At 64.4% G+C, this 18,428-nt stretch carries 21 protein-coding genes and 1 pseudogene; 15 read left to right on the forward strand and 7 right to left on the reverse strand.

Features of this window, described 5'->3' with window-relative positions:
* The coding region (locus CWO89_RS24055; protein WP_130581201.1) for a GyrI-like domain-containing protein at positions 1-593 on the forward strand (593 nt) is incomplete at its 5' end.
* Between the two features lie 10 nt (positions 594-603).
* On the forward strand, positions 604-1,299 hold the full coding sequence (locus tag CWO89_RS24060; protein WP_130581202.1) for an SIMPL domain-containing protein: 696 nt from the start codon (positions 604-606) through the stop codon (positions 1,297-1,299).
* Positions 1,300-1,305: 6 nt separating this feature from the next.
* On the opposite strand, the gene CWO89_RS24065 is transcribed toward CWO89_RS24060, so the two are convergent.
* A complete protein-coding gene (locus CWO89_RS24065; RefSeq protein WP_165421310.1) occupies positions 1,306-2,370 on the reverse strand; it encodes an MBL fold metallo-hydrolase in 1,065 nt (354 codons plus the stop codon).
* Between the two features lie 462 nt (positions 2,371-2,832).
* Here CWO89_RS24065 and ffh point away from each other — a divergent pair, with 462 nt between their 5' ends.
* The 8 genes and pseudogenes from ffh to CWO89_RS24105 all read left to right on the forward strand — a co-directional run bounded on the left by ffh (position 2,833) and on the right by CWO89_RS24105 (position 10,095).
* Entirely contained in the window at positions 2,833-4,380 is a 1,548-nt protein-coding gene (ffh, locus tag CWO89_RS24070) for a signal recognition particle protein (RefSeq protein WP_130581203.1), read from the forward strand.
* A 172-nt stretch (positions 4,381-4,552) separates the two neighbouring features.
* Positions 4,553-4,885 (forward strand): 30S ribosomal protein S16, encoded by a 333-nt coding sequence (gene rpsP / locus CWO89_RS24075; RefSeq protein WP_130229090.1) that lies wholly within the window; start codon positions 4,553-4,555, stop codon positions 4,883-4,885.
* A gap of 18 nt (positions 4,886-4,903) precedes the next feature.
* Positions 4,904-5,445: pseudogene (gene rimM / locus CWO89_RS24080) on the forward strand (ribosome maturation factor RimM).
* 121 nt (positions 5,446-5,566) lie between these two features.
* Positions 5,567-6,646: a zinc-binding dehydrogenase gene (locus tag CWO89_RS24085; protein WP_130581204.1), complete on the forward strand. Its 1,080-nt coding sequence runs from the start codon at positions 5,567-5,569 to the stop codon at positions 6,644-6,646.
* Positions 6,647-6,655: 9 nt separating this feature from the next.
* The gene (gene trmD, locus CWO89_RS24090; protein ID WP_130581205.1) at positions 6,656-7,378 is read left to right on the forward strand and encodes a tRNA (guanosine(37)-N1)-methyltransferase TrmD; all 723 of its coding nucleotides are present in this window, start codon (positions 6,656-6,658) and stop codon (positions 7,376-7,378) included.
* Between the two features lie 107 nt (positions 7,379-7,485).
* The gene (gene rplS / locus CWO89_RS24095) at positions 7,486-7,875 is read left to right on the forward strand and encodes a 50S ribosomal protein L19 (protein WP_027580760.1); all 390 of its coding nucleotides are present in this window, start codon (positions 7,486-7,488) and stop codon (positions 7,873-7,875) included.
* A gap of 497 nt (positions 7,876-8,372) precedes the next feature.
* Positions 8,373-9,785, forward strand: a complete 1,413-nt coding sequence (gene leuC / locus CWO89_RS24100) for a 3-isopropylmalate dehydratase large subunit (protein WP_207234557.1) — start codon at positions 8,373-8,375, stop codon at positions 9,783-9,785.
* Positions 9,786-9,885: 100 nt separating this feature from the next.
* Positions 9,886-10,095 carry a hypothetical protein gene (locus tag CWO89_RS24105; RefSeq protein WP_130581207.1) on the forward strand — a complete coding sequence of 70 codons (210 nt, stop codon included), beginning with the start codon at positions 9,886-9,888 and terminating at the stop codon, positions 10,093-10,095.
* Positions 10,096-10,212: 117 nt separating this feature from the next.
* Here the strand turns inward: CWO89_RS24105 and CWO89_RS24110 are convergent, their stop codons facing one another.
* The 3 genes from CWO89_RS24110 to CWO89_RS24125 form a co-directional block, all read right to left on the reverse strand.
* The gene (locus tag CWO89_RS24110; RefSeq protein ID WP_130581208.1) at positions 10,213-10,809 is read right to left on the reverse strand and encodes a hypothetical protein; all 597 of its coding nucleotides are present in this window, start codon (positions 10,807-10,809) and stop codon (positions 10,213-10,215) included.
* Between the two features lie 641 nt (positions 10,810-11,450).
* On the reverse strand, positions 11,451-11,672 hold the full coding sequence (locus CWO89_RS24120; RefSeq protein WP_130581210.1) for a hypothetical protein: 222 nt from the start codon (positions 11,670-11,672) through the stop codon (positions 11,451-11,453).
* A 219-nt stretch (positions 11,673-11,891) separates the two neighbouring features.
* Positions 11,892-12,203, reverse strand: a complete 312-nt coding sequence (locus tag CWO89_RS24125; RefSeq protein WP_245476494.1) for a hypothetical protein — start codon at positions 12,201-12,203, stop codon at positions 11,892-11,894.
* Between the two features lie 118 nt (positions 12,204-12,321).
* On the opposite strand from CWO89_RS24125, the gene CWO89_RS24130 reads away from it, so the two are divergent.
* The 3 genes from CWO89_RS24130 to CWO89_RS24140 all read left to right on the forward strand — a co-directional run bounded on the left by CWO89_RS24130 (position 12,322) and on the right by CWO89_RS24140 (position 14,315).
* The gene (locus tag CWO89_RS24130) at positions 12,322-12,720 is read left to right on the forward strand and encodes a metallopeptidase family protein (protein WP_130581212.1); all 399 of its coding nucleotides are present in this window, start codon (positions 12,322-12,324) and stop codon (positions 12,718-12,720) included.
* A gap of 166 nt (positions 12,721-12,886) precedes the next feature.
* Positions 12,887-13,492, forward strand: a complete 606-nt coding sequence (gene leuD, locus CWO89_RS24135) for a 3-isopropylmalate dehydratase small subunit (protein ID WP_028165134.1) — start codon at positions 12,887-12,889, stop codon at positions 13,490-13,492.
* A gap of 37 nt (positions 13,493-13,529) precedes the next feature.
* The gene (locus CWO89_RS24140; protein ID WP_130581213.1) at positions 13,530-14,315 is read left to right on the forward strand and encodes a glycosyltransferase family 32 protein; all 786 of its coding nucleotides are present in this window, start codon (positions 13,530-13,532) and stop codon (positions 14,313-14,315) included.
* 34 nt (positions 14,316-14,349) lie between these two features.
* Here CWO89_RS24140 and CWO89_RS24145 read toward each other — a convergent pair whose 3' ends face one another.
* A complete protein-coding gene (locus CWO89_RS24145; protein WP_130581214.1) occupies positions 14,350-15,228 on the reverse strand; it encodes an HpcH/HpaI aldolase/citrate lyase family protein in 879 nt (292 codons plus the stop codon).
* A gap of 95 nt (positions 15,229-15,323) precedes the next feature.
* Between CWO89_RS24145 and CWO89_RS24150 the strand changes: the two genes are divergently transcribed.
* The gene (locus CWO89_RS24150; RefSeq protein ID WP_130581215.1) at positions 15,324-15,974 is read left to right on the forward strand and encodes a carbonic anhydrase; all 651 of its coding nucleotides are present in this window, start codon (positions 15,324-15,326) and stop codon (positions 15,972-15,974) included.
* 44 nt (positions 15,975-16,018) lie between these two features.
* Here CWO89_RS24150 and CWO89_RS24155 read toward each other — a convergent pair whose 3' ends face one another.
* Positions 16,019-16,570 carry a TIGR00645 family protein gene (locus tag CWO89_RS24155; RefSeq protein ID WP_130229081.1) on the reverse strand — a complete coding sequence of 184 codons (552 nt, stop codon included), beginning with the start codon at positions 16,568-16,570 and terminating at the stop codon, positions 16,019-16,021.
* Positions 16,571-16,607: 37 nt separating this feature from the next.
* Positions 16,608-17,642, reverse strand: a complete 1,035-nt coding sequence (locus tag CWO89_RS24160) for an aspartate-semialdehyde dehydrogenase (RefSeq protein WP_130581216.1) — start codon at positions 17,640-17,642, stop codon at positions 16,608-16,610.
* 365 nt (positions 17,643-18,007) lie between these two features.
* Here CWO89_RS24160 and CWO89_RS24165 point away from each other — a divergent pair, with 365 nt between their 5' ends.
* The gene (locus CWO89_RS24165; protein WP_130581217.1) at positions 18,008-18,403 is read left to right on the forward strand and encodes a hypothetical protein; all 396 of its coding nucleotides are present in this window, start codon (positions 18,008-18,010) and stop codon (positions 18,401-18,403) included.
* Positions 18,404-18,428: the final 25 nt, after the last annotated feature.

An 18,428-nucleotide genomic window follows, 5' to 3' on the forward strand; every position in this document is an offset into this window, starting at 1 on the left:
CTTCGGCCTCGCCGGTGCCGCCGGCACCAACCCCCTCTCCCGCGCCGCCGCCGGCCGAGACCAAATCACCGGCCGACACCCCGTCAGCCGCCCAGAGCCCGACGCCGCCCGCCTCCGCGCCGGTGCAGACCGCCGACCCCTTCGGTGAGGAGTTCACGCTGGAGCCGAAGAAGGTTGTCATGATGAAGGGCAACGCCAACTGGGATTCGGCCTTCGACGCCCTGATCGACTCGCTGAAGGCGCTGACGGCGGAGCTTGACAAGCAGAACATCAAGCCGACGGGCAATTCGATGATCGTCTATACCTCGACCGATGACACCGGCTTCACCTTCGTCGCGGAAATTCCTGTCGACCAGGAGGTGAAGAACCTCGGCAAGAACATGAGCATGGGCAACTCGCCCGACGGCAAGGCCCTGAAGTTCGTCCACCGCGGCTCCTACGACAACATGGACAACACCTACGAGGCGATCACCAACCACCTCGACGACAAGAAACTGGAGGCAAAAGACACCTTTATAGAAGAATACACCACCGATCCGCTGAAGACGGCGGAAGACAAGCTGGTGATCAACGTCTACGTACCCCTGAAGTGAAGTGAAGCGAATGAAACAGCTCGTTGCCCTCGCGGCGCTGGCGCTGGCGGCATCGCCTGCCCTGGCGCAGACGGTCCCGCCCCCTGCCATTTCCGTCAACGGCGAAGCCACGATCTCGGCCGCGCCCGACCAGGCCGAGATCGACGCCGGCGTGACCTCGGAAGCCAAGACCGCGCGCGAGGCGTCCGACATCAACAACGCCGCAATGGGCAAGGTGCTGCTGGCGCTGAAAGGCGCCGGCATCGATGAGAAGGACTACCAGACCTCGCGATTGTCGCTGCAGCCGCAATATCCGTCGGCGCAAAGCCGACCGGGGCCGGCAACGATTTCCGGCTATCGCGCCACCAATCGTGTGATCATCAAGGTGCGCGACATCGCCAAGATCGCGGGCCTGATCGATGTCCTGGTCGGCGCCGGCGCCAATGAGATCGGCGGGATCGGATTCCTGGTTTCGCAGGCCTCAAAACTGCTCGACGACGCACGTGAAAAGGCCATCGCCGACGCGCGCCGCAAGGCGGAAATCTACGCCAAGGCGGCCGGCGTAACGCTCGGCGATGCGCTCAGCATTTCGGAAGGCGGGCCGCCGACGCCCCTCTTCCGCGGCAAGATGGCCGCGCCAATGGCGGCAGCAGCTCCCGTTGCGCCGGGCGAGGAGACGCTGGCGGTCTCGGTGAACGTGTCCTGGGCGATCAAGCCGAAGCAGTAGCCGTCGTCAGATCTCAAACACCTGCCCCGGCTTCAGCACCGCGAATTTGTCCCGCGGCACTTCCGCCTGGTCCAGCGCCTCACCGAGCGCGATCGCCGGTGCATCGATGCCTTCATCGGTGAGCTGGAACGTGCCGTGGTGATGCGCCAGCGCCTGCGCGGCGCCGCAATCGGCCAGCGCCTTTACCGCATCGGCCGGGTTCATGTGCTGGTCGCGCATGAACCAGCGCGGCTCATAGGCGCCGATCGGCAGGATCGCGAGCCGCAGCGGGCCGTGCGCTTCGGCGACACGACGAAAATGCCCGCCGTCGCCATAGCCGGAATCGCAGACGATGTAGAGTTTGCCGACCGGCGTCTCCAGCACGAAACTCGCCCATAGCGCCTTGTTGCGGTCGAGCAGCCCACGCGCCGACCAGTGCCGCGTCGGCACCAGCGTCACGGCGAGGCCGTTGCCGAGTTCGACACGATCCTGCCAATCGAACGCTTCGGCTTTGATCGCGCGATCCGCCTCGCGCATGGCGACATCGTTGCCGAGCGGCGTGATCACGCGTGGCGAGAATTTGGCGGCGAGCTTCGAGAGCGTCGCGACGTCGAGATGGTCGTAATGGCCGTGCGACACCAGCACGACATCGATCTCGGGCAACGCCTCGAAGGCGATGCCGGGATCGTTGTGCCGCTTCGGTCCCGCAAAGGAGAACGGCGAGGCGCGCATCGACCACACCGGGTCGACTAGTATGTTGAGGCCGGCGGCCTGGATCAGCCAGCTCGCATGGCCGACAAAGGACAGCCGCACCTTGTCGCCCTCGACCCGCGGCGGCGGCGTATCGGCGTGGGGACTGGGCACCCAGTCGGGCCAGTCCACGCGCTTCCGTTCGCCGCCAAATTGCCAGCGCAGCACCTCGCCGAGCGACTTCGGCGGCGCGCCGTCCGGATCGAAGAAGCGCAAACCATCGAAATGATCGGAGACGGGGCCGTCATAGGTCTTCATGCGGGTCATCCAAACCGACGGCACGCCGATCACGGCGGCGGCGCCGGCGAACAGTGCAAAGATGCGGCGGCGGGTGATGGGCACGGGGCTGTATCACGGGTAGTGGGGCGTTGGAATTTATATGGCACCGAGCGCGCAAATCGGAACCCATAATCGAAACATAAGTATTTTCATGTCGTTATGGGTCCGATTCGGATCACCTCACCCGACTTTTCCTTGACTTTCGGCGCCCGCGGGGGTTTAACGCCGCCACTTTCTCGGAAAGATCGTTCTTTTCGACCCGCCGACCGGCCCTCGAGACCGGAGGCCAACGCCCGACAGCGCTGTGCGCCCTCGGGCGCGAAAGTGTTTGGAAGACCGGCTTTGGAACATCATCTTGGCGTTCTGCGTCGGGACACCCAGGTTGTCATCACCCGCGAAAGCGGGTGATCCAGTAACCGGCGGCGTCTGTTTGATGCGATGTCCCGGCGTACTGGATACGCCGCTTTCGCGGGGTATGACGGCAAGTGACTGAGGTGCCTGCGGGCGCAACAAAGGACAACGGCATTGTTCGACAATCTGTCGGAAAAGCTTGGTGGCATCCTTGATCGGCTGACGGGGCGCGGTGCGCTCACCGAAAAGGATGTCGACGCCGCGATGCGCGAAGTGCGCCGCGCGCTGCTCGAGGCCGACGTCGCGCTCGAGGTTGTCAGGAGTTTCATCGAGCGCGTGCGCGAGCAGGCGGTCGGCGCCACCGTCGTCAAGTCGGTCACCCCAGGCCAGATGGTGGTCAAGATCGTCCACGACGAACTGGTCGCGACCCTCGGCTCCGACGGCCAGACCATCGACCTCAACTCGGTGCCGCCGGTTCCGATCATGATGGTCGGCCTGCAGGGTTCCGGTAAGACCACGACCACCGCGAAACTCGCCCGCCGCATGGTCCAGCGCGACAAGCGCAAGGTGCTGATGGCTTCGCTCGACGTCTATCGTCCGGCGGCGATGGAGCAATTGGCCGTGCTCGGCCGCGATCTCGACATCCCGACGCTGCCGATCGTCGCCGGCCAGAAGCCGCCGCAGATCGCGCGGCGCGCGATCGAGGCGGGCAAGCTCGGCGGCTATGACGTCGTGCTGCTCGACACCGCCGGCCGCACCACGCTCGACGAAGAGATGATGACGGAAGCGGCCGAGATCAAAGCCGTCGCCAATCCGCATGAAGTGCTGCTGGTCGCGGACTCCCTGACCGGCCAGGACGCGGTCAACCTCGCGCGCTCGTTCGACCAGCGTGTCGGGCTGACCGGCATCGTGCTGACCCGCGTCGATGGTGACGGCCGCGGCGGCGCCGCGCTGTCGATGCGCGCGGTCACCGGCAAGCCGATCAAGCTGATCGGCACCGGCGAGAAGACCGACGCGCTGGAGGACTTCCATCCGAGCCGCATCGCCGGCCGCATCCTCGGCATGGGCGACGTGGTGTCGCTGGTCGAGCGCGCCGCGGCCAATATCGACGCCGAAAAGGCCGCACGCACCGCCGAGCGGATGCGCAAGGGCCAGTTCGATCTCAACGACATGCGCGAGCAGCTCACGCAGATGGCGAACATGGGCGGCATCAGCGGCCTGATGGGCATGATGCCCGGCGTCGCCAAGATGAAGAACCAGATCGCCGCCGCCGGGATCGACGACAAGATCCTGAAGCGCCAGGTCGCGATCATCGATTCGATGACGCGGCAGGAGCGCAAGACCCCGGACATCCTGAAAGCCAGCCGCAAGAAACGCATCGCCGCCGGTGCCGGCCAGAACGTCGAGCAGGTCAACAAGCTGCTCAAGATGCACCGGAACATGTCCGACATGATGAAGGCCATGGGTTCGGGCAAGCGCGGCCCGCTCGCCGGCATCGCGCAGGCGATGGGCTTTGGCGGCGGCATGAAGCCGCCTTCGCCGGAAGAGATGAAGGCGTTGGCCGAGAAGATGCAGGGCGCGCCCGGTGGCGGCCTGCCAAACCTGCCGAAAGACCTTCCCGTCGGCCTGCGCCAGGGCCTGCCCAATCTGCCGGGGCTCACCGGCCTCAGCGGCAAGCCGACGCTGCCGGGCCTCGGCGGCCCGCCGGGGAAGAAGAAATGAGGAAGCTCGCTCCTCTCTCCATTCGTCATTCCGGGGCGCCGCGCAGCGGCGAGCCCGGAATCCATTTCACCGCTTGCATCCGTGGCCGGATGGATTCCGGGCTCGCTTCGCGCCCCGGAATGACGGGCTAGTTCATCAACATCCAAATCAAACCACCTATCAGGAGAACCAAATGTCAGTCGTTATCCGTCTTGCGCGAGCCGGCACCAAGAAGCGTCCGGTCTATCACGTCGTCGTCGCCGACTCGCGCTTTCCGCGCGACGGCCGCTTCATCGAGCGGCTCGGCCATTTCAATCCGCTGCTGCCGAAGGACAGCGAGGCGCGGCTGAAGCTCGACATGGACAAGGTCAAGGCCTGGCTCGCCAAGGGCGCGCAGCCGTCGGACCGCGTGACCCGCTTCCTCGATGCGGCCGGCGTCGTGAAGCGCGCGCCGCGCAACAACCCGGAAAAGGCGGTGCCGCGCAAGGAGCGCAAGGCCCAGGCCGAAGCCGCCGCGAAGGCGTAAGCTTTCAGGCGCATGACGGTGCCCGCACCGGTTTGCGTCGCTCGGATCGGCGCTGCGCATGGCGTGCGCGGCGCCGTTAAGCTTTGGACCTTCACCGAAGACCCGCTGGCCGTGAAGGATTACGGCCCGCTGTTCACCAAGGACGCGCGCGCCGGTTCGAGGTCGCGCACGTCCGCGAGGCCAAGGACCATCTGGTCGCGACGTTCAAGGGCGTATCCACGCGCGAAGAGGCCGAGCGTTTGAACGGCATCGAGCTCTACGTTCCGCGCGAACGATTGCCCGAAACCGACGATGACGAATACTACCACGCCGATCTGATCGGCCTCGCCGCTGTCACGACCGGCGACCAACCGCTCGGCAAGGTCCTCGCGATCCATAATTTCGGCGCCGGCGACATCATCGAGATCGCGCCGCCGCAAGGCGCAACGATGATGCTGCCGTTCACCAACGCGGTGGTGCCGACCGTCGACCTCGCCGGCGGGCGGGTCGTCGTCGAATTGCCTGAAGAGATTGAGGGCGAGGAACCCTCTCAGGGTCGTCCCCGCGAGAACACGGAGTAGTATCCGTAGCCCGGATGGAGCGAAGCGCAATCCGGGACTGCTCGCCGCCCACGGGCTTTCCCCGGATTGCGCTTCGCTCCATCCGGGCTACGTAGGGAATAGCGATAGCGGAGCAACGACGATGGCAAGCCACAAAGCCTGGCGCCTGCACGCGCATAACGATCTTCGCCTCGATGAAGTGGAGACACCAGCGCCCGCACCCGACGGCGTCGTGGTACGCATCGAAGCCGGCATGGTGCTTTCCTACACAGGCAAGGTGCTGTCAGGCGCGGTGCCCTACAGCCTGCCGCCGATGCCATTCGTGCCCGGGACAAACGCCATCGCGCGTGTGGTCGCGGTCGGCGACAATGTCAGTCATGTCGAAGCCGGCGACCGCGTCTTCCTGAGCCCGCATCTGCGCGGCGATGTGCCCGACCGCGAGCCGCCGCAGATCCTGATCGGGCTTACGGCCATGACAACCACACCGGAAGCGCTGGCCCTGCAGACACGCTGGCGCGACGGCGTGTTTGCCGAGGTCGCGCATTGGCCGGCAGCCTGCGTGACGCCGCTTTCGGGGCTCGAGGACAGGCCCGCAACCGAATTGATCGGGCTCGCAAAGCTGATCGTGCCGTTCGGCGGATTGCAGCGTTCGGGTCTGCGTGGCGGACAGACCATCATCATTAATGGCGCGTCGGGCTATTTCGGCTCGGGCGCGGTGATGCTGGCCGTCGCGATGGGCGCAGGACGCGTAGTCGCCGTCGGGCGCAAGCGGGCGGCACTGGAACTGCTGCGCGAGACCTTCGGTCCGCGCGTCATTCCGGCCGTCGTCAGCGGCAACGCAGCCGAGGACCTTCCGATCATCCGCCGCGCCGCGGCCGGCGGGGCCGAGGTCGCGCTCGACCTGCTCGGCAACGCCGGCAGCACCTCGACCACGCTGTCTTGCCTGCGCGCGCTGAAGCGTGGCGGGCGGCTGGTGCTGATGGGCAGCGCGGAGGCGCCGCTTGAGCTCTCGTTCCGCGAAATGCTGGCGAACGACTGGGAGGTGGTCGGGCAATTCATGTACGACCGGACGGCGCCCGGCCAATTGGCGGCGCTGGCCGCCGAGAACCTGCTCGATCTCCGCCAGATCAACGTCACGGCGTTTTCGCTTGGCGACATCAAGCGCGCGGTGGAAGCCGCCGCGCTGATGCAGGGTCTCGACCTCACGGCCGTGGTGCCGTAACGGAACCCGATGACCGCTCAGACCATATGGCGCGCCACCGTGCTGACCCTGTTCCCGGAGATGTTTCCGGGACCGCTTGGCGTCAGCCTTGCGGGCCGGGCGCTCGCCTCCGGCCTGTGGACGCTGGAACCGCGGGACATCAGGGATTCCGCGACCGACAGGCACCGCAGCGTCGACGATACCCCCGCGGGCGGCGGACCCGGCATGGTGCTCCGTGCCGACATCCTGGCTGCCGCCATCGATGCGACCGATATCGCGCCGGACCGGCCACGGCTGCTGATGAGCCCGCGGGGTCGGCCACTGACCCAGCCCATCGTCGCGGAACTCGCGTCCGGCCCGGGTCCGCTCATCGTCTGCGGCCGATTCGAGGGGGTCGATGAGCGGGTGATCGAGGCGCGCGGGCTTCAGGAGGTCTCGATCGGAGACTACGTGCTGTCGGGCGGGGAAATCGCCGCCATGGCGCTGATCGACGCCTGCGTACGGCTGTTGCCGGGGGTGATGGGCAAGCAGGCCTCCGGGGAGGACGAGACCTTCTCCGAGGGACTACTGGAATACCCTCAATATACCCGCCCGCAGGAATTCGAGGGCCGGCCGATCCCGGAAATCCTCACTTCGGGCGATCATGCCAAGGTCGCGGCTTGGCGGCGGGCCCAATCCGAGGCCCTGACCCGGGCCAGGCGGCCGGATTTGTGGATCGCGCGGCACGGCACAAAAAACACGACAGACGGGTGACAAAGCCCGCGCTTTGCCTTATAGGAGCGCCCAAATCCGCAATCAGGATAGCCCGAATTCTTGCGCAGCCCGCGTCGGTGCTGGGCGCGCCGCCGATGGAGATTTCAATGAACCTCATCCAGCAGCTCGAAAAAGAGCAGTACGACAAGCTCGCTGCGACCAAGCAGATCCCGGAATTCGCGCCCGGCGACACCGTGATCGTCAACGTCAAGGTGGTCGAAGGCGATCGCACCCGCGTGCAGGCCTATGAAGGCGTCTGCATCGGCCGTTCGGGCTCCGGCCTCAACGAGAGCTTCACGGTGCGCAAGATCTCCTACGGCGAGGGCGTGGAGCGCGTCTTCCCGGTGATGTCGCCGATGATCGACTCGATCAAGGTGGTGCGCCGCGGCAAGGTCCGTCGCGCCAAGCTCTATTACCTGCGCAATCTCCGCGGCAAGTCGGCCCGCATTGTCGAGAAGCAGGACAAGCAGGATCGCGCCGCCGCCGTCAACGAGTAAGCTCATCCGACCAACACGGATGTGACTGAAAGCGCGGGGCCGGTCCCCGCGCTTTTTTGTTGCTTCGTGCGGTGACACCCGTGTCAATCCCTCATCCTGAGGAACGCGGAACGCGCGTCTCCGGACGATGCTATGCATCGCCGGGAGAAGGATGGAGGCCCCGCCGGTGGCCTCGCCCTTCGAGACGCGCGCCGATGGCGCACTCCTCAGGGTGAATTCACGCGCACGCGGCTTTGAAGCCGTGACGCGCATTGAAAGCACTCGCGCTTCCGGATTGGCCTGCTATATATTTGTAGAATGGTTCCAGATCAGACCAGCATCGAGCCCATCAAGCGCGTCGTGATCGACGATCGCTCGCGGCTGCCTGGCCGGTTCTTCGGGCGCTTTGCGACCTCGGCGACGTCGGAGCTTACGCGCGCAGCTTGATGCTGCGCCGGCCTTTCGTTTGCCCCGGCGCCTAACCGCGCCGATCCGCTACCACAACATCGCTGGAGCTGATGCTCATGTCCAAACCGACCACCCTGTATGACAAGATCTGGAACGACCATCTGGTGCACGAAGCTGAAGACGGCACCTGCCTGCTCTATATCGACCGCCATCTGGTGCACGAAGTGACCTCGCCGCAGGCTTTCGAAGGCCTGCGCGCCACTGGCCGCAAGGTGCACGCGCCGCAAAAGACGCTGGCCGTCGTCGACCACAACGTGCCGACCACCGATCGCACCAAGCCCAACCCCGATCCTGAGAGCATCGAGCAGATCAAGGCGCTCGCCGAGAACGCCAAGGAATTCGGCATCGAATATTACGACGAGTTCGACAAGCGCCAGGGCATCGTCCACGTCATCGGCCCCGAGCAGGGTTTCACGCTGCCCGGCACGACCATCGTCTGCGGTGACAGCCATACCTCGACGCATGGCGCGTTCGGCGCGCTCGCGCACGGCATCGGCACTTCCGAAGTCGAGCATGTGCTGGCGACGCAGACGCTGATCCAGAAGAAAGCCAAGAACATGCGCGTCACCGTCGACGGCAAATTGCCCGAAGGCGTGACCGGCAAGGACATCATCCTCGCCATCATCGGCGAGATCGGCACCGCCGGCGGCACCGGCTACGTGCTGGAATATGCCGGCGAGGCGATCCGCGCGCTGTCGATGGAAGGCCGCATGACCGTCTGCAACATGTCGATCGAAGGCGGCGCGCGCGCTGGCCTGGTCGCGCCCGACGAGAAGGCGTTCGACTTCCTCCGCGGCCGTCCCAAGGCGCCGAAGGCCGAGGCCTGGGATGCGGCGATGCGCTACTGGGAGACGCTGCGTTCCGACGACGGCGCGCATTTCGACCACGAACTCCGGCTGGACGCAGCAAAGCTGCCGCCGATCGTGACCTGGGGCACCTCGCCCGAGGATGTCATCTCGGTCACCGGCTTCGTGCCGGATCCCGACAAGATCGCGGACGAGGCCAAGCGCCTCTCCAAGCATCGCGCGCTGAAATATATGGGCCTGACAGCGGGCACGAAGATCACCGACATCAAGCTCGACCGCGTCTTCATCGGCTCCTGCACCAATGGCCGCATCGAGGATCTGCGCGCCGCGGCCAAGATCGCCGAGGGCAAGCACGTCAACGCCAGTGTCAACGCGATGATCGTGCCGGGCTCGGGCATCGTGAAGGAGCAGGCGGAGGCGGAAGGTCTCGACAAGATCTTCATCAATGCCGGCTTTGAGTGGCGCGAGCCGGGCTGCTCGATGTGCCTGGCCATGAACCCCGACAAGCTGAAGCCGGAAGAGCGCTGCGCCTCCACCTCGAACCGCAACTTCGAAGGACGCCAGGGCTTCAAGGGCCGCACCCATCTGGTGTCGCCGACAATGGCGGCCGCTGCGGCAATCGCCGGGCACTTTGTCGACGTGAGGGAGTGGCGTTAACCACCTTTCTCTCAAGCTCGATAAATCGCGGAAACGCCTCGTTAAGCAGCGAGGCGCAGACTTGCTCCTTGCGGATGCATCCTTTCGCAAGGAGCCAGCCATGGCCGACAAGCGCGAATATATCGATATGGTCAGCGAGGCGACGCGCCAGAACCGGCGCCGAACCATGCCGCGCGTGATCGATCCAATGCCTCAGGCGAAAGAAACCTCGCGCCTCAGCCACTGGCCGCCGGACCGCTGGGCGCAATGGCGGGTCGAGAACCTGACGCCGTGGAAGCTGAAGTCCTGGAAGTTCAGGGACTGGGATTAAGACGGCTCATTTCGAGCCCGTAGCCCGGGTGGAGCGGAACGCGCAACCCGGGACACTTGCATCAACATTGCGTACCGGCCCCGGGTTACGCTGACGCTTCACCCGGGCTACGAAGCCTCACCAATACGGACGCCAATAGTGGTGACGATACCACCAGGGGCGGCAGATCCGGCGCGGGCCGTAATAGGTCCAGATGATCCGACAACGGCGCGGGTAATAGTAGCGCGGATAATAGTACGGCCGAGCATAGTAGAACCGGCGGTGAAAATGACGCCGGTGGAAGTAGGGCCGGTGGTAGGCGTAGCGATAGCCGCCGCCGTAGTAGCGATGGAAGCCGCCATAACGGTAGCCGCCGTGGAAAGCCGGTGCCGCACGAAACCCGCGATGAAAGGCCACGCCGCCGCCGCGAAAGCCGCCGCCGCGATGGAACGCGACACCCCCACCTCTGAAACCACCACCCCGGAAACCGCCACCATGGAAACCACCACCGCGGAATCCGCCGCCATGGAAACCGCCGCCACGACCGCCGCCATGGCCCCGAAACTGCACTTCGGTGGCCAGCCCTTCAGTCGCCGCCTTCGTCGCCGGTACGGCGCCCGGGCTGGCCAGTGAGAGCGCCTCGGCGCGCTGCGTTGCCGTCGTAAGGACGAACACCGCGGCAGCCGCAAGGCCGACGCGACTGATCATGCCGCGCCCGAATTGTCGTCTCCTCATTCCGAAAACCTCCTTGAAGCGCGCAATAGCAATCGCGCCGCCTAGAAGGCGTGCGTCGTCATCGCGTGCATGTGCGGTCGCTCCCATCATGACGCTAGAGACAGCGACGTGAACGCGCCGTGAATGCGACACGAGCGAAAGAGGATTGCAATCAACCGTCTGTTTGGGAAGCGCTCAGCGCCTCACCACCACCACGGGTCATGCCGGAAGCCGAATGCGTACGGGACCGGCCTGTCATATGGATATGGTCGGAAGTAGTAAGGCTGCGTGTAAGCGCGAGAGTAAGGAGGATAGGGCCGGTAGTAGAAGTCGATGTAGGACCGATCAACGTTTCGGTAGTAGGGCCTGTAGCGGCGCGCACTGAAATCCGTGGCTCCTGCATCAGCCTTTTGCGCGACGGTCCGCTGCGGCCCTGCCGCGGCCGTCGTCACTGACGCCGGCGATGCCAATACCATGACACCTGCAACCAGCGCGGCGCCGATCCAACCCTTCATGAGATGACTCCTCCAGCAATCGAGCGGGCGATAACGGGTACAATCATGCCTGTTTCTTGGCTGAAATGGAAACTTTCTTGGCTGAAAATGAAAAACAGGCCCGTTACTCACGGGCCTGTGCGCTCTGCGTTGAATGCCGCGAGCCTGTCAGCGGCGCCAGTGGCGGCGAGGATGCCAACGGTGCGGGCGGTGATGGCGACGGGAGTGCCAGCGCACTTCGGTCGTCTCCGACATCTGCTTCGGAGCATCCTGAACCGCCGCAGCGGCGCCGGGGCTGTTCAGCGAAAGCGCGTGAGCGCGCTCGCCCGGCACGGCAAGCGCAAGCAGGGAACTGGCGGCAACCAGCCCCAGAAGTTTTGTCACCTTCATTTTTTGTTCTCCCGAACGTCCTCGGATGTCACGTCTGCAACCATCGATTCGAATCGAGTGAGGCTGCCGCGACGCAGGTCGCAAGCAGAAGCGGACGACGTGAATGTGGAGGGAATGAATCTGCGCCGCGGACGTGAACGCGGGAGTGCGCGTTTCAGTTCCGTGCCAAGGTCAGGATTTCTGACTGTCTAGAAGAGTGGCAATACGGCAGCCGCAAAGCTAACCGGGACGCCAATAGCAGTGCATGCGCGGTGTGATCACGGTACCGCTCGGCCGGTATTCCTGCACATAGTGGGCGGTGCAATCGCGCACGGCGTTCGGGCCGGGATTGTAGCGCGGGATGACATCCGGTTCCCAGTGATCCTGGCGGTAGATCGGAATCCGCCGCAGCGGCCGCCGGCGCTGTGCGGAGGACTCAGAGATGGTGGGCGCAACCGCCTGCACGCCCGGCGTTGCCGATGGAGCCGTTTGCGCCTGCGCGCTAGCAACCGGCAGCGAGGCTCCCGCCAAAGCCGCCAGTAGCATTCCCATCACGATCCGCCGCATCACGCCCACCCAAAATCCAGTTCGCGGGCCGTACGGTCTCCGATTGCCGTGACAAGGTCAACAGCGCTGGCGCCCTGTGCGAAACTCGCGCTAAACAAGCGCCATGTGGACCACAGCCAAAGCGCCATCGCTCGCCGAAATGGAGGCCATGGCACATGACGTTTTCGAGCGCCTGCCCAAACGCTTTCGCAGCCTTTGCGAAGGCGTGATCATCCGCGTCGACGATTTCCCGACCGACGAAGTCATGGACGAGATGGGCTGCGAAAGCGAATTCGACCTGCTCGGCCTGTTCCAGGGCATAGGTCTCCCGCACCAGAGCCATGGCGACGTCCCGCACTTGCCCAACATGATCTGGCTCTACCGCCGGCCGATCCTCGACTATTGGGCCGAGCACGAGGAGACGCTGGGCCACATCGTCCGCCACGTCCTGGTCCATGAGATCGGCCACCATTTCGGCCTCTCCGACGCCGACATGGAGGCGATCGAGGCCGCTGCAGGCTAAAGCGTTTTCGAGCGAAGCATGCCCTCGGACTTGATCCGAGGGTGGCCCCCGGTTCGCGTGAAGAAAACGCGTCAGACAAAGGCCCCATGCGCAAATTAGCCTTTTTCCAGGGGGTTTTTCGGGATAGATAACCCCCTCTCCCACCTTGAACCGGGAAGTGCGATCGATGGATAAGTTCACCAAGCTGGAAGGCGTCGCGGCGCCATTGAAGATCATCAATGTCGACACCGACATGATCATCCCCAAGCAGTACCTGAAGACCATCAAGCGCACCGGCCTTGGCAAGGGGCTCTTCTCGGAGCAGCGCTACAAGGACGATGGCAGCGAGAATCCCGATTTCGTGCTCAACAAGCCGGCCTATCGCAATGCCAAGGTCCTGGTCGCCGGCGACAATTTCGGCTGCGGATCGAGCCGCGAGCACGCGCCCTGGGCACTGCTCGATTTCGGTATCCGCTGCGTGATCTCGACCTCGTTCGGCGACATCTTCTACAACAACTGCTTCAAGAACGGCATCCTGCCGATCCGCGTTGCCCAGGAAGACCTCGACAAGCTGTTCGACGACGCTGAGCGCGGCGCCAATGCGACGCTGACGATCGACCTGGCGAATCAGGAAATCCGCGGTCCCGACGGCGGCGCTGTGAAGTTCGAGATCGACCCGTTCCGCAAGCACTGCCTGATCAACGGCCTCGACGATATCGGGCTGACGATGGAGAAGAAGTCGTCGATCGACGACTACGAGGCCAAGGCCAGCCGCGAGCGCGCCTGGGCCTGATCTTTCCGCTCCGGATCAAGCTCTGGAGGAACGACGCATGCGTCCGGACGTCGTCACCTTCTGGCATGGTCCGCTCGACCGGCTGCGGCTGACCTGCCTGCGTTCGCAGGTCGCCGCCGGCCACAAGGTCACCGTCTACAGTTTCGATCCGCTGCCCGGCCTGCCCGACGGCATCGGCAATGCCGAGGCCGAAGCGATCCTGCCGCATGCGTTCTCCGAGAAGCTGCGGCCGCCGGAACCGGATGGGAGCTGGCGCGGCTGGACCATCCTGCAGTTCAGCGATTTTTTCCGCATACGGCTGATGGCCGAACGCGCGGGCGTTTGGCTCGATGCCGATGTGCTGCTCCTGAAGCCGATCGAGATCGATCCGGCCAAGCCCTATTTTGCGTGGGAGCGGCCGCGCCAGCTCGGCAACTCCGTGCTTTATCTGCCGTCGGACGATCCGATCGTGCGCGCCTTCGAAGGATTGATGAAGCAGGAGGAGCTGACGCCGGAGTGGCTCGCGCTCCGTCATCGCGTTGTCTTCGCGCTGCGGCGCCTGCGCGGCGTTTCCAACCGTCTCTCCGACATCCGGATCTCCCTCTACGGCCCGCCGGCACTCACCGCGCTCGCCCGCCGCGCAGGGGAATTGCAATATGCCCTGCCGAAGCAATCGTTCTATGCGGTGCATGCCGAACCGAAATTGTTCTTCGAGCCGCGCGACTACTCGAAATTGCTCGGCAATCCCGACGTCATCGGCCTGCACATCTCGCCGAAGGGCCGCGGCCGCGAGGCGCCGATCCCCGGAAGCCTCTATGCGTGGGCGGCCGAAAAATTTCGCTAACCCGTCTCCCGGCGAAAGCCGGGACGACGAGAGGTCAATTCCTCATTGCCGCGATCGCATCTGCAATCGCGATCGTGCGCCGCGCCATCTCGGCGTGGAGCCGCTCCACCATGCGACCGTCGATCTGGATCGCGCCGCGGGAGGCATTCTCCGGCTTGTCGAACGCCGCGATGATCTTGCGCGCTTCCGCGACTTCTTCTGCCGGTGGGGTAAAGATCGCGTTGCAGGCTTCGATCTGGCCCGGATGGATCAGCGTCTTGCCGTCGAAGCCGAGATCACGCGCTTGCGCGCATTCGGCGGCAAAGCCGTCGACATTGGCGAAATCGCTATAGGGACCGTCGAGGATCTCCAGGCCGTGCGCGCGCGTCGCCAGGATGCAATGGGTGATCATCGGGATCATGATCGCACGGCCCGGCTGCATCTTGATCCGCGTCTCCCGCGAAATGTCGTTCGGGCCGAACACGAAACCGGCAAGCCGGGTCTCTGAATCCTTTGAGGCCGCAGCGAGTTCCTCGGCATGCAGCACCGCGCGCGCGGTCTCGATCATGGCCCAGACCCGGATCGAGGCAGGGGCGTTGATGTCGCTCAGGCGGTCGGCAATCGCATTGAGGTCGTCGACGCTGGAGACCTTGGGAACCAGGATGCCGTCGGGCTGCGCCTTGCCGGCCATGCCGACGTCGTCGACCCACCACGGCGTGTCGAGGGCGTTGATCCGGATCAGCACCTCGCGCTTGCCGAAGCCCTTGGCCGCCACGGCAGCCGCGATCTGGTCCCGCGCCAGGCCCTTGGCATCCGGCGCCACCGAATCCTCGAGGTCGAGGATGATGCCGTCGGCCGGCAGGTTGCGCGCTTTCTCCAGCGCCCGCGCATTGGATCCGGGCATGAACAACAGGCTGCGGCGCGGACGGGTCATGGTCGTTTCCTTTCGGTCGTTTCCATCCCGCCTATCATTTCGGCCATCAGTCCGAAAGCCTTGTTCCGGTCACCGGCTTGTGGTTAGGCAAGGGCATGGAGCTCTTCCCGCAACATCTGCTCGACGGCTACCGGGCTTTCGCCACGCAGCGGCTGCCCACGGAACAGTCCCGCTACCGCGAATTGTCCGTGCGCGGCCAGTCCCCCGAGGTGATGGTGATCGGCTGCTGCGATTCCCGCGTCTCGCCGGAAGTGATTTTCGACGCCGGCCCGGGTGAATTGTTCGTGGTGCGCAACGTCGCCAACCTGGTTCCGGTCTACCAGCCCGACAGCGGCGCCCACGGCGTCTCGGCGGCGCTGGAATATGCCGTCAGCGTGCTCAAGGTGAAGCACATCGTCGTGCTTGGCCATGCCCAATGCGGCGGCATCCGCGCGTTCATCGATAAAATCCAGCCGCTGTCGCCCGGCGACTTCATCGGCAAGTGGATGCAGATGTTCATCAAGCCCGGCGAGGTGGTCGAGCAGCGCGAGCACGAGACGATGCAGGATTTCACCATCCGGATCGAGAAAGCCGCGGTGTTCCGCTCGCTCGAGAACCTGATGACGTTCCCGTTCGTGCGCGAGCGGGTGGAGAAGAGCGAGACGAACCTGCACGGCGCCTATTTCGGCGTCGCCGAAGGCTCGCTGTTCGTGCTCGACCGGACGACGAAGGAATTCGTGAGTGCGCGAGTTGCGGGTAGCAAATAGGCTAACTCCACTCGCTATTCGCTACTCCCTATTCGCCAATCAACCTAATCCGCCCCGTGGCCGGCGCCCCAGCGGTCCGACAAGGCCAGGATCAGGGTCGAGATCACAAACACCAGGTGGATGCCGACCAGCCATCCGAGCTTCTGCGCGTCGAAGATCGCATCGATGTTCAGGAAGGCCTTCAGCACCTGGATCGCCGAGATCGCCACGATCGAGGAAAGCAGCTTCTGCTTCAGGCCGCCGAAATCGACCTTGGTCATCCATTCCGGCCAGTCCGGATGGCCGGCGGGATCGATCCGGGAAACGAAGTTCTCATAGCCCGAGAACACCACGATCAGGATCAGATTGCCGGTCAGCGACACGTCGATCAGTGAGAGCACGCCGAGGATGATGTCGGATTCCTTGGCGTACGGCACGTGCAGGATGAACTCCCACAGCAGTGCGACGAACTTGTAGAGCAGCACCGCGAGGCTAACGACGAGACCGAAATAGAACGGCGCCATCAGCCAGCGGCTGTTGAAGATCAGGCTTTCGAAGCCGATCTCAACGCGTTTCAGCCTGGGATCAGGTCGATAAGGAACCGGCTCGTCGGTCATCGATTCCGGCTCTCCGGTCATTCACCAATCGCGACTCTCAGGCCGCCTTCTTCTTGGCAGTAAGCAGCTTGCGGTTGATCAGGCATTCGGCGATCTGCACCGCATTCAGCGCGGCGCCCTTGCGCAGATTGTCCGACACGCACCACAGCACGAGTCCGTTCTCCACTGTCGCGTCCTCGCGGATGCGGCTGATATAGGTGGCGTCCTCGCCGGCAGCCTCATAGGGCGTGACGTAGCCGCCGGGCTCCTGCTTGTCGATGACGAGACAGCCTGGCGCGTTGCGGAGAATGTTGCGCGCCTCATCGGCCGAGATCGGGTTCTCGAACTCGATGTTGACCGCTTCCGAATGGCCGACGAAGACCGGCACGCGCACGCAGGTCGCGGAGAGTTTGATCTTGGGATCAAGAATCTTCTTGGTCTCCGCCATCATCTTCCACTCTTCCTTGGTGTAGCCGTCCTCCATGAAGACGTCGATGTGGGGGATGACGTTGAAGGCGATGCGCTTTGGGAATTTCTTGTTGATCAGCTCGTCATTGGTGTAGACGGCCTTGGTCTGCGAGAACAGTTCGTCCATCGCGTCCTTACCGGCGCCCGAGACCGACTGATAGGTCGACACCACGACGCGCTTGATCGTCGCCTTGTCGTGCAGGGGCTTCAGCGCCACCACGAGCTGCGCGGTCGAGCAGTTCGGATTGGCGATGATGTTCCTCTTGGTGAAGCCCGCCGCCGCGTCCGCATTCACCTCCGGCACGATCAGCGGCACATCCGGATCCATGCGCCAAGCCGACGAATTGTCGATCACCACGGCGCCGGCGGCGCCGATCTTCGGCGACCATTCCTTCGAGACCGCGCCACCCGCCGACATCAGGCAGATGTCGACATCGGAGAAGTCGTAATGCTCGAGCGCTTTGACCTTCAGGGTCCGGTCGCCATAGGAGACGTCGACGCCGACGCTGCGGCGCGAGGCCAGCGCCACCACCTCGTCAGCCGGGAATTTGCGCTCGTCCAGAATGCCGAGCATTTCCCGCCCGACATTACCGGTCGCACCCACCACCGCGACTTTGTAACCCATCGTTCACTCTCCGAGGAAAAATGCTCGCCTGCCGCATCCGTCGGCTAAGGAAGCGCAGCGCTTCTATGCGAGAAACGCCGTTAAGACAACGTTAGTCGTAGCGCTTCGCCGGTCTGGCCGCCTGTTCAGGTGACATGATGTAATCACTCAGGCGCCGCACGCCACCGGCCGCGGCGCCCCTCCGATGATGGCGACATCGCGGCAAGGCACTGGTTTTCATGAAACTTTTGCGCTTGCCGCGGCATTATTGCGCGCGGGTGTGGCGCATTTGACCTAGTGGCGGCAGTTGCGCCAAGGCTACAATGTGACCAAATCAGATGGGGCGACCTGCCGGCCTCCGGTCGGGGCACAGTGACGAGGATGAAATGACTGCCAAATTTCCTGCCGCGACCAGGTTCGCGGTATTCTTTGCCACCGCCGCGGCGGTGGTCGGTCTCCTCGCCAGCCCTGCCGATGCCCAGAGCAGGCGTCAGGACCAGCTCCGGTATGACCGCGACGGCCGGTTCACCTACGGAGGCCAAGGGCCCAACCGTTCCTACCAGCAGGGACCGCGCACGCGCGTCTTCGTGACCACGCGCTCCTGGCTCGATGCCGGCACCGAGGTGCTGCCAGGCGACCGCAAGTTCCAGGACTACGCCTTTCCGTCGCCGTTCGGGTACCCGGACTTCGCGCGGGAAAACCTCAATCGGCCGATCGATCGCCAGCCACTCAACCCGCCGTCGGATCTGGGCGGCGAGCCGACCAGGTTCCCGCTGTATTGAGCGCCTGTAGCCCGGATGGAGCGCA

Source organism: Bradyrhizobium sp. Leo170 (assembly GCF_004296405.1).
GTDB lineage: Bacteria > Pseudomonadota > Alphaproteobacteria > Rhizobiales > Xanthobacteraceae > Bradyrhizobium.